An 11,323-nucleotide genomic window follows, 5' to 3' on the forward strand; every position below is an offset into this window, starting at 1 on the left:
ACAGATATATTTGATAAATCCCAATATTTCCGACATAGCAGCGTCTGCATTCTTCACAGCCTTCAAGGAGTTTCAAAAATCTCAGCAAATCAGAGCATTTTTCTCTCACCAGAGACATAAAAGAGCGCTATGCTTGAACGATGAAGTCGGAGGCAGTAAGAGTGGGCGCACCAGTAAGTTTTGCAAATTGACCGCCAGTGCCGAAACCAGCAGCACTACCATTTTGATTGTATAGTAATTGCCCAGTCATTGGGTCGTAAACAATCACAGCATTACTAACTGCCCCTAAACTAGTGATTTGAAAATCGCTAGCGTTACTAAAACCGGTTCCCACAACGGAATTAATGGCATTAAAAGTGGTCTTATCAAGGATAATCTTGTCACCTTGAGAGTGATTGAAGTCAGCGATCGTATCAATACCTACAGCAGCGCTATTGAAGGCAGCATTGATATCGTAGAGGAAAGAGTCAGCACCCATACCACCCACAAGAGTATCATTGCCTTGTCCACCAATGAGAAGATCGTTGCCAGTACCGCCCCGCAGTAGGTCGTCACCACCGCTGCCATTTATGGTGTCATTACCCCCTTGACCATTAATCACATCGTTGGAATTGTAAAAACCGCTGATGTTATTGTTCAAGTCATTGAGGAACGTGACAGAGTTTGCGGTGGAAATATACGGTTGAGTGGAGTTGGCATTAATCACATCAAAGCTTTTGGTAACACTGGCTTCTCCGTCAAATTGGATATTACCGATGGCGGGTCTTGTTGTTGATGCGACTAAGTTATCTAGATTTTGTAACTGAAAGTTTTGCAGAGTGACTTTGGTATTAGCCACATCTTCAAAGGTAACTTCTAAATTGTTGCCATTTTGAGTTAATTGCAGATTTCTCGCAGTTAAGCCAGCCCCAATAAATTGCAAGGTGTCTACTTTGGCAATCACCGCAGCCGAGGGGTTTGAGCTAGTACCTACACCGCCAAAGTCCGTGATGATGTCATTGCCATTGTTTAGCTTGGTAATAAAGGTGTCATTGCCAACTGTGCCATTGAGAACTTGAGTTTCAGGAGCCGGAACGGGTTTAACTATGCCACTAATGGCAAAGTCAAAGGGGCTTTCATTAGTATCATTGTTGTTTAAAGTAAAGCTACCACTATAAGTACCAGGTGTAGTGGTATTGAGTGCCACTGTGATGGCTGTAGAAGCATTAGCAGCCACACTCGTCGGAAGAGTTCCTACCAAACTAAATCCGTCGGGAAGTTTCAGATTACTCAGGTTGAGTGCGGCTGTACCGGTGTTCTTGATGGTAAAGGTTTTGGTCAAAGTGTTACCGGCAACGACATCGCCAAAGCTAATCGCAGTCGTACTGCCATCTGCAATGTCAACTGTGCCATTGAGAACTTGAATTTCAGGAGCCGGAACGGGTTTAACTATGCCACTAATGGCAAAGTCAAAGGGGCTTTCATTAGTATCATTGTTGTTTAAAGTAAAGCTGCCACTATAAGTACCAGGTGTAGTGGTATTGAGTGCTACTGTGATGGCTGTAGAACCATTAGCAGCCACACTCGTCGGAAGAGTTCCTACCAAACTAAATCCGTCGGGAAGTTTCAGATTACTCAGGTTGAGTGTGGCTGTACCGGTGTTCTTGATGGTAAAGGTTTTGGTCAAAGTGTTACCGGCAACGACATCGCCAAAGCTAATCGCATTAGTACTGCCATCTGCAATGTCAACTGTGCCATTGAGAACTTGAATTTCAGGAGCGCTAATAGTGCTGCGGGGGGCTTCGTAGGCACCAATGTCAATCAATGCAGTGCCATTGCCATCACCATCCTGGGGAGTATTCGTACTAATGCCATTGAAAAGATTGGAACCCGCATCAATTGCAGCACTTCCAGTTTTGAGTGCAAAATTTCCTTTGGCGGCATCAACAAATTGGGGATCTTTACCCAAAATATTCTGCAACCCTGTGGCCTTTAGATTATCTGAAGCTTGGAATAGATTCGAGTTATAAACAAGGTTGCGATCGAAAGTTACATCTGTAGAGAACTTGATGAGATTGGCATTTTGATTGTCATTTGCATACATGATGTTGTTATAGACCCGTACATTATCTGAGTAACTAACACCAATCTCTCCAGAGTTTGTAAGAACACGGCTATTCTGATAAACCGTGTTGTTAACAATATCTACATTCGTAGCTTTGAAAGCCTCAATGCCAGAGCTACCATTGTTGTAAACTATGTTATTAGCAACTAAGGTCTTACCACTATAAGGCACACTATTAGTAGTCTTAGTAGTAGTGTCAAGCATAATCCCGTGGCCTTCGGTGATTATGCCCCGTTCGTGCCACGGAACTAGACTTTGATTATCGTAAACAATATTGTCTCGAAAAATCATCCTGTAGTCAGTAGTATTATTATCGTAATTAAAACTACGGAGAGCGCTAATTCCCTGAGTCCCCCAAGGCGAATACCAAGCGTTTCCAGACACAATATTTTTCTCAACAGTAATGTAGTCTGTATTGGTGAATCCCATTCCTGCACCGGAGAAGTTACGGACTGTGTTACCGGTAATGACAATATGATGGGGGTTAGTACCGCCTACCCCTTGACTATTTGTCCAAGCTTTTACTTCAATTCCACTGGCATTAGTCAAAGGGTTGTTGAGGTTGTCCTTTTGTTGTAATGCATAGTCTAAAGTTATATTTTCCCGATTGCCTTCTATATCAAGTCCTTCAATCCGCACGTAAGATGAACTAAATACAAGAATGCCACTTCCTGTTGTTTGGATCTTAGGTGTAGCCCCTGGATAAGCTTTTATTGTTGTCCAGTTATCTGGCGAGCCATTTTTGTTAAAAAGCATCGCTCCTTTGTCATAAGTCCCATTCATGACGTAGAGCGTGTCGCCTGTTTTCATCTCATACACGGCTTTGCCCAAGGAGCGAAATGCAGCGCCTTCCTTCAAGCCATTATTGCTATCATTACCTGTTCCAGAAACGTAGTATGTAGTCATTTATTTACTCCGAATGTGTGTGTAAGGGTAATTGGAAGTACACCTCAGCAACTTTCTTAAGTTGCTAAGGAGCGATTTGAATGGGGGATCTGTCGGGATTTTTCAGACAGTCACAGTTGTCCGATCGCAACTTGAAATTGCGTCGGTTGTAGAAACGCTGTTGTCAAACTGAAAACTTTTTCTCCTGTCAACCGTTGATGGTTAAATCAGGGATATTAATATCGTCAATCGTCAGTGTTTTATTGAGGGTGAGCGGACGATTAGCACGTAGACAAGGCAGCGCAAAGCCGGAGACGTTTCCTGTCTTCTCTGAGCTTTTTGTTAGATATCCTGTGATGAAGTCGAGTTGAATAGTATCTTTATCTGTAGCAGATGCGTAGGCATAGCCCGTCGTAGACATCGCTGCTCTTTGCGAGCCAACTTATCTGCTATATCTGATACAATAATCGTAAATCTGCATAGTAATTCCTCTGAACTTTGTCCGTTGTTTTAGGTCAGGAAGTTGCCAAATCGGCATGGTAGAATGAACCTCCGGGCTGATAACTAAGGACTTAAAGTTACAGTGATCGAAGTTAAATTGGTTGAAACTTTAGTAGGTTGATCCCTTAACTTAAGGGAACTAATGTAACAACTTAGTCGAACCTGTTGTAGGCGATGTAACTGAGCCTTGTGAACTTAGTTAAAAGTAACCTTTACAAATAGCACTTGATATCAGTGAATATTCTGAATATGGTAAGTTTTTTTACAACAAAGTTAAAATAACTATGGAGGTATAGTGGTGGAGTCCTGTTAATTTCGAGAGTGATATGGGGATAGAGAGTGCTTTGTGCGAGGATTTGATGAAGTTCCTTCAAACATTTTTTGCGAGTTACGCCTACGCCAAACAAAGACCATCTCATCAGTAAGTAGGTTGCCTTCAGGAGGTAGGAAGAAAGAGGGTTTTAGCCGAATGGCACGCTTGATAAGGGAAAATCGTTGAGGCAGCAGGGGTGCAGAGGAGCGGAGGAGCAGGGGAGAAAGAAGAAATTTTAGGTATTGCGTTCGGATATTTAGAAATTCCCCTCTGCACCCCTGCACCCCTGCCCCTCTGCAATCTTTACGCTGCTTGCCCTTCAGCTTAACTTAGTGCCATTCGGTTTTAGCCGAATTCATCAATCTTTGAGATAGTTTGGTTTGATGATGCCAACTGACTTAATCTTCATAATATGAATACTGAAATAAACTCCAGAATACCTGTTGCTTTAACCATTGCTGGTTCAGATAGTGGTGGCGGTGCAGGAATTCAAGCTGATTTACGCACCTTTGCTTTTCACTGTGTCCACGGTACTAGCGCCATAACCTGCGTCACGGCACAAAACACTTTAGGAGTCAAAAGAGTTGATGCCATACCAACAGAGGCTGTTGTGGCGCAAATTCAGGCAGTAGTTGAAGATATTGGCGTACAAGCTGCCAAAACTGGTATGTTGCTCAATCAGGAAATTATCTTTGCTGTTGCCCAGCAGGTGGAAGCTTTACAAATCGAGAATTTAGTAGTCGATCCAGTAATGGTTTCACGTACAGGGGCACAATTGATTGATGATGATGCCGTGAAGACTTTATGCCATGCCCTGATTCCCAAGGCAGTTATAATCACGCCGAATCGCTACGAAGCCCAGATTTTGAGCGGTTTACAAATTAATTCTTTGGAGGATATGCAAGCTGCGGCTGAAATTATTCACAAGACTTTACGGACGAAGGCTGTTTTAGTCAAGGGTGGTGGTATGCAGGGAGATTTGCGTGGAATTGATATCTGGTTTGATGGGGACAAGTTGGAAGTTTTGACTTGCCAGCAAGTAGAGACAAAAAATACTCACGGTACTGGTTGTACGCTATCGGCTGCGATCGCTGCTAATCTGGCTAAGGGAAATAACTTGTGGTCAGCAGTGCAACAAGCAAAGGAGTATGTGACTACTGCGCTTACTTACGCCCTAGATATTGGCGAAGGGCAAGGCCCTGTAGGACATTTCTTCCCAATTGTGGGGACTAGAGACTAGAGACTGGGGACTAGGGACTGGGGACTGGGGACTGGGGACTAGGAAGATTAACCAATTCCCAATTCCCAATTCCCAACCCCTCATAATAAATCTTTGCCCTTTCGGCATTTTTCTATTATTCTTGGGCATAGTTTCAGGGCTGACTATCTCTGTTAGCATCTCTGTACGATCTACTTACCTTGATTTTTAATACCAAGCCCCGATGCGAACAACCATAGGTTCTGTTCACAGAAATTCGCCAACACCGACTACTCAAGCCTACCCTCCCTCTGTACCACTATCTGTATACAGGGAATTGTCAGCAGAGTTGCAAGCAGCACAGGCGAGGCTAAATGCACTCACCACCCAAAATCAGCAACTAGCACAAGAAAATCAACTATTACGCCAAGAAATTATCAAAGTTGCCGAGTCTTTTTCTCATTTGCAAAATTTTGTAGATTCCCAAGCTACGCCTAGTTATCACCAAGCTTCCCAAGCTTATAGCGGCGTGAAAAGGGCTACCAAACAGCCAGGAACTGAAGCGCCTCCACGTCAGCAGGTTGCTCATCCACGTCCACCTGTTGTCCCCAAAGCCCCGCCCGAAAAAAGCCGCCGCCAAAACTTTTCGACACCTGTAATGGAAATTAATTTCCCGATCCAAGAACCAATTTTTATAGAAGAGCAACAAGTAAGTTATTATTCCACTACTGAGCCAGATGCCAAGGGACTAAGTGGTTGGTGGTTAATTATCACTATTTTGTTAATCATGCTTACTGCCTTTAGCGCCGGATATTTCGTTGTGCGTCCCTTATTTGAACATCAAAAACGTTAGTTTGAAACTCCCACAGTCAGCAGTAGGCTACCAAGCAATTTCTCTGCATTCACTCTCTAAATATTTGAGGATATCTGCTAAATAACGCAATTTATCTATTTCTAGGTTATAAAAGCTACATAAAATGCTAACTTGACAGCAACTTCTTTTTGTTAGAACCTCAAAGATTATCCAATTAATAAATCCTGGCTGGTTCTCATGTCTCAAGCATCAGGCAATGCATCTACACTTTAAGAAAGTGGTAATTATTACATATCTTTTAGGAAAAGCACTGCTAGTTACAGCTTCAGACTGCGGATCTGGTTAGATATATAAACGAAGCTAGTAGAAGTCAGGAGTCAAGAAGATGAAAAAAGTAGAAGCTATTATCCGCCCATTTAAGCTAGATGAGGTAAAAATTGCCTTGGTTAACGCTGGTATTGTCGGCATGACTGTTTCTGAAGTTCGGGGGTTCGGACGGCAGAAAGGCCAAACTGAACGTTATCGCGGTTCTGAGTACACTGTCGAGTTTCTGCAAAAACTCAAAGTGGAAATCGTAGTTGACGACAATCAGGTTGATATGGTAGTAGACAAAATTATTGCTGCTGCCCGCACTGGTGAAATCGGCGATGGTAAAATTTTCATCTCGCCTGTTGAGCAAGTGATTCGGATTCGTACTGGCGAAAAGAACACAGAGGCGGTTTAAAAAAGTGATGAGTAGAGACGCGATTAATCGCGTCTGTACAGGAGTTATGAATTGTGAGTAAGGACTAAATGAATGAAGATTTAGCAGAATTCATAAATCCTAACTCCTAATTCCTAACTCCTAACTCTCAACTCTTTCCAGTTGCGGAAGTAAAGCTGTAAAAGCCTTGCCTCGATGGCTAATTGACCGCTTCAACTCCCGTGTCATCTCAGCAAAAGTCAATTGTAACTCTTGCACATAAAAAATTGGATCGTAGCCAAAACCACCATCACCACGAGGTGTATGGAGAATTTCACCACGACAAATTCCTTCAGATTGTAATGCGATCGCACCATCAGGACGAGCGATCGCTACTGCACAAACAAACTGGGCTTGCCGATTTACCTCGTTTCCTAATTCTTTCAATAGCCTAGCAATCCTTTCTGAGTCGGTTTTGGCGTAACGTGCAGAATATACCCCTGGTGCGCCATTTAGGGCATCTACTTGTAAGCCCGAATCATCAGCAATTGCCCAATTTCCCGTAGCTTTAGCAATTTGTGACGCTTTCAGACAAGCGTTAGCGGCAAAAGTTTCGCCCGTCTCTTCAATTTCCAATTCTTCAGGTTTGAGGGTTAATTCCCAACCAGAATTTTCCAGGTAAGCTTGCATTTCCCGCAACTTACCTGGATTTCCTGTGGCTACTACAAGTAATTTGGTCATTGGTCATTGGTCATTAATCATTGGTCATTGGTCATTAGTCATTAGTTATTTACCAAGGACAAGGGACAAATGACTAATGACTAATTAATGAATTTTACCCCGCCCACTGTTTCGCCCAAGCAAGAGTTTGATGCACTTGCTCAATTGTTGCGGCTTCGCAGTAGAGGCGTAAAACTGGCTCAGTACCGCTAAACCGAATCATTAACCAACTTTTATCAGCAAGGCGATACTTGTAGCCGTCAATTGTTTGGCAATCAATTACTGCTTTTCCTGCAATTTCCGTTAAGGGTTGGGTTTGCAATTGTTGCAAAAGACGCGATCGCACTTGCATATTTGCTAGGGGTAAATCAATGCGATCGTAAGCTGAGGTAAACCCTGTTTTTTTCTGCAAGTAGCGATAATACTCACCTAAATCCAAACCAGATTCGACAATTGCCTCTAACACGTACAATGCTGACAGCAGGGCATCACGTTCGGGAATATGACTGCCATAGCCAATTCCTCCCGACTCTTCGCCACCCAGCAACACTTTTGCTGCTAACATTCTGTCAGCAATATATTTATAACCAACTGCTGTCTCAAAGACTGAGAGGTTATGTAGTGCTGCTACAAGGGGCATCAAGTCGGAACCACTAACAGTTTTGACTATTTCTCCAGTAAAACCACGCCGCAGGGTTAAATGGTCGATTAATATCGGGATTAATACTTGGGAACTTAGGAAGTTGGCTTCTCCATCTACTGCTGCAATGCGATCGCAGTCTCCATCAAATACCAACCCTACCGTTAAACCGGATTTATCGGTTTCTCGGTGAGCTTTGATGACTCCAAATAACTTTGAAAGGTATTTAGGTAAGGGTTCCGGCGCACCGCCACCAAATAGGGGATCGCGATCGCTGTTGATTTCTTTGACTTGATTGCCTAGTAGTCTCGCCAATCCAGTAGCAGCAGCGCCATGCATGACATCGGCAAATAATGTCAATTTGCCAGATGCGATCGCTTCTCGAAGTTTGGCAATATCAACTTTACGTTCTAGTGCTTGGGTATAACTGGGCCAAGGATCGAATTTCTCTTGCTTACCTGGGGTAGCTGCTAGTGGTACTTCCACCGCCAACCGATCTTCGATCTCTTTTGTGACTTCTGGCGGTACCGATCCACCAAAATAACCCTTGACTTTTAAACCCAAATATTTGCCAGGATTATGGCTGGCTGTAATTACCAGCGCCCCTAAAGCATTGAGTTCTTTTGCCGCCCAACTATAAGCTGGGGTTGGGGCATAGCTCTCGCTCAGTAGCACATCAAATCCGACAGCACTGACAGTATCGGCAACAGCACGAGCAAAGTCTTCAGCCATGAATCGGCGATCGTAACCGACAATTATTGTCCGGCTACCAACCGTAGAAAAATATGTATCATATAATACTTTTGCGGCAACTGGCGCGACCAGGGCTAGGCGTTCAAAGGTGAACTCGTCACCAATAATGCCCCGCCAGCCGTCTGTACCAAACTTGATTGAGTTAGCTACAACTGGCATCTAGGTATCCTAACTGTCTACTTGAGGATTCTAGCATTTATACAGTGTGCAGAGTAAAAAAAGAATCTAGTAAAAACATGTACTAATAATATTCAATACAAAAGTTAGCAATTTTTTGCAATGGAGTGTGTAGACACACAACAACTTGTTATTAGACAGCGCTTTTTGACTCACAATTAAAATCCGCCTTCGTAGATGTTTCAGATAGTATCTACGTAGCTTGGTTTGTGTAGGGGTGAATTCTAATCGCTAAGTATTCCAGTATTATCTAGATTTGAATGCATTAGCTGCTCTACCTCGGCAGCTTTTTCGCTTAAATCAAGCTCTTTGTAGATTTGCAGACTTTCTGTTAAAAACTGGGTAGCAGTTACTTTAGTATCTGATTGATGATGCTGGGCGCGGCTCAAGTATATTTCGCCCAAGAGTTTACGAGATGAAGCTTCTAGTTCTCGGCGATTGTACTCCTGAAAAACTTGGAGGGATTCTTGGGCTAGTTCTTCGGCTCGATCAAGATTTTTTAAGACGCTAACTTCCAGATAAGCACGGGCGATATCAAGAGCTTCTTCTGCTCGATTTACTGTCTGCCCCAGTTCGGCAAGATATGTCAAGCCAGTATTGTAATATTCTTCAAATTGGGCAATTTGTTCTTGCGGTAATGATTCGTCAATAGACAACAGGCGTAGGTGTTCTGACGAGATTAAGCTAAAGATAATGAAGTCGTAAGCAAGATTTTCTTTATAGTCTTCTGTAGTATCTATTTGGATGGCTTGACGGATATTTTGTTCAGCTTGCGCCAGTAATTCAAAAGCTACTGCTTTATCTAAGGTATTTTTTGCTAGCAAGCGTTGGCTCTTACCAATTGCTCTATGACATATAACTAAATCCTTACCTAAATCTAGTTGCTGGTACAAGTTGTAACTGTGCTGAAAATACTCTAATGCCTGCTCATACTTGTCCCAAGCTCTATAAATGCGTCCTAGCCAATAATAGGCATTAGCTATTTCAGGTTGGTTTTCTAGTGCTTCATGTAGCAAAAGATATTGTTTTTGACATTCAACTGCTTGTTCATACTTACCCCAATTAAGGTAGCAATAAGCTAACCAGTCCCATTGACTAGCCACATCTTTTACTTTATCTAATTGCTCGTAGAGGTCACGACTTTGTTGGTGGTAAGTGATCGCTTGTTCATATTTTCCCCATGCTTGATAGATTTGACCTAATTGATGGTGAGTTACAGCTATCAATGATGTGTCATTTAATGACTGGCGTATGAGTAAACAATGCTGCTGACACTCTAATGACTGTTCATATTTGCCCCAATCGCTATAACAATCAGCAAGTCAGTACCATTGGCTTGCTACATCTTTCTCTTGACCCAATTGCTCATAGAGATCACGGCTTTGTTGTAAGTAGGCGATCGCTTGTTCGTACTTGCCCCATGCTTGATAGATTCGACCTAGTTGATTGTAGCCATCCGCTACATTTGTTTGGTCGTCCAGTTGTTGACGGATTGCTAAATCCTTGAGTTCATATTCGAGTGCCTGCTGATATTTGCCCCAATGCCGATAGCAACTAGCCAGGCAGTACCATTGGTTTGCTATATTCTTCTCTAGACCCAATTGCTCATAGAGTTCACGGCTTTGTTGGAAATAGGCGCTCGCTTGTTCATATTTACCCCATGCTTGATAGACACTTCCTAACTGCCCATAGGCATCCGCTATATTAGATTGGTCATCCATCTGTTGATGAATTGCCAAATCCTTGAGTTCACACTCGACTGCCTGCTGATATTTGCCCCAATTCCGATAGCAACTTGCTAGCAAGTACCATTGGTTTGCTACATCCTTCTCTTGACCCAATTGCTCATAGAGTTCGCAGCTTTGTTGGAAATAGGTGATCGCTTCTTCATACTTACCCCAAGTTTGATGAATCCAGCCTAGTTGAAAGTAGGCACTAGCTATACCTGGTTTGTCTTCTAACCGTTGACGTTGTGCCAAGCACTTTTGCTGACACTCAAGTGCTTGTTCATATTTACGCCAAGTTTGATAAATTCGTCCTAACCGCCAGTAGGCGAGAGCTATTCCAGGTTGGTCATCCAACTGCTGGCGGATTGCTAAATCCTTTTGCTGATATTTGCCCCATTGCCGATAGCAATCACCCAGCCTGTACCATTGGTTTGCTATGTCCTTCTGTTTACCCAATTGGTCATAGATATCACGGCTTTGTTGGTAATGGGCGATCGCTTGTTCATACTTACCCCAAGTTTGATTAATCCAGCCTAGTTGAAAGTAGGCACTAGCTATACCTGGTTCGTCTTCTAACTGTTGACGTTGTGCCAAGCACTTTTGTTGACACTCAAGTGCTTGTTCATATTTTCCCCAAGTTTGATAGATGCAACCTAGCCAGTACCACAAGTTAGCTATATCCGAATGGCACTAAGAAAAGCCGAAACACTTGTGGTTAAGCAGTTTGCAACTGCTTTCGTAATTCGTGCCGAGGTTTCGTCATTAAGGGGTATGCTTTCGGGCGACGTTTACGAACTCGTGGTTCACTA

General features: G+C 43.0%; 9 protein-coding genes and 1 pseudogene. 3 read left to right on the forward strand and 7 right to left on the reverse strand.

Features of this window, described 5'->3' with window-relative positions; all coding sequences use genetic code 11:
* Nucleotides 1–127 precede the first annotated feature (127 nt).
* Both CDG79_RS36220 and CDG79_RS36225 read right to left on the reverse strand, forming a co-directional pair.
* Nucleotides 128–3,010, reverse strand: coding sequence for a choice-of-anchor D domain-containing protein (locus tag CDG79_RS36220; protein ID WP_094346407.1), 2,883 nt, complete (start codon nt 3,008–3,010; stop codon nt 128–130).
* Between the two features lie 187 nt (nt 3,011–3,197).
* Nucleotides 3,198–3,410 carry a hypothetical protein gene (locus CDG79_RS36225; RefSeq protein WP_094346408.1) on the reverse strand — a complete coding sequence of 71 codons (213 nt, stop codon included), beginning with the start codon at nt 3,408–3,410 and terminating at the stop codon, nt 3,198–3,200.
* Between the two features lie 805 nt (nt 3,411–4,215).
* On the opposite strand from CDG79_RS36225, the gene thiD reads away from it, so the two are divergent.
* The 3 genes from thiD (at nt 4,216) to CDG79_RS36240 (ending at nt 6,539) form a co-directional block, all read left to right on the forward strand.
* Entirely contained in the window at nt 4,216–5,043 is an 828-nt protein-coding gene (gene thiD, locus CDG79_RS36230; RefSeq protein WP_094346409.1) for a bifunctional hydroxymethylpyrimidine kinase/phosphomethylpyrimidine kinase, read from the forward strand.
* Between the two features lie 202 nt (nt 5,044–5,245).
* On the forward strand, nt 5,246–5,854 hold the full coding sequence (locus CDG79_RS36235; protein ID WP_094327268.1) for a hypothetical protein: 609 nt from the start codon (nt 5,246–5,248) through the stop codon (nt 5,852–5,854).
* A 346-nt stretch (nt 5,855–6,200) separates the two neighbouring features.
* Nucleotides 6,201–6,539: a P-II family nitrogen regulator gene (locus CDG79_RS36240; protein WP_012410794.1), complete on the forward strand. Its 339-nt coding sequence runs from the start codon at nt 6,201–6,203 to the stop codon at nt 6,537–6,539.
* Nucleotides 6,540–6,659: 120 nt separating this feature from the next.
* Here CDG79_RS36240 and rdgB read toward each other — a convergent pair whose 3' ends face one another.
* The 5 genes and pseudogenes from rdgB to CDG79_RS44460 all read right to left on the reverse strand — a co-directional run bounded on the left by rdgB (nt 6,660) and on the right by CDG79_RS44460 (nt 11,183).
* On the reverse strand, nt 6,660–7,238 hold the full coding sequence (gene rdgB, locus CDG79_RS36245) for an RdgB/HAM1 family non-canonical purine NTP pyrophosphatase (RefSeq protein WP_094346410.1): 579 nt from the start codon (nt 7,236–7,238) through the stop codon (nt 6,660–6,662).
* A gap of 94 nt (nt 7,239–7,332) precedes the next feature.
* A complete protein-coding gene (locus CDG79_RS36250; RefSeq protein WP_094346411.1) occupies nt 7,333–8,769 on the reverse strand; it encodes a phosphoglucomutase/phosphomannomutase family protein in 1,437 nt (478 codons plus the stop codon).
* Nucleotides 8,770–9,011: 242 nt separating this feature from the next.
* A complete protein-coding gene (locus CDG79_RS44455; protein ID WP_262985871.1) occupies nt 9,012–9,890 on the reverse strand; it encodes a tetratricopeptide repeat protein in 879 nt (292 codons plus the stop codon).
* Nucleotides 9,891–9,920: 30 nt separating this feature from the next.
* Nucleotides 9,921–10,097: pseudogene (locus CDG79_RS45075) on the reverse strand (tetratricopeptide repeat protein); the annotation flags it as partial.
* A gap of 12 nt (nt 10,098–10,109) precedes the next feature.
* The gene (locus CDG79_RS44460; protein ID WP_223278554.1) at nt 10,110–11,183 is read right to left on the reverse strand and encodes a tetratricopeptide repeat protein; all 1,074 of its coding nucleotides are present in this window, start codon (nt 11,181–11,183) and stop codon (nt 10,110–10,112) included.
* Between the last annotated feature and the right edge of the window lie 140 nt (nt 11,184–11,323).

Origin of the sequence: Nostoc sp. 'Peltigera membranacea cyanobiont' 232, assembly GCF_002245985.1 — a bacterium.
Lineage (GTDB): Bacteria > Cyanobacteriota > Cyanobacteriia > Cyanobacteriales > Nostocaceae > Nostoc.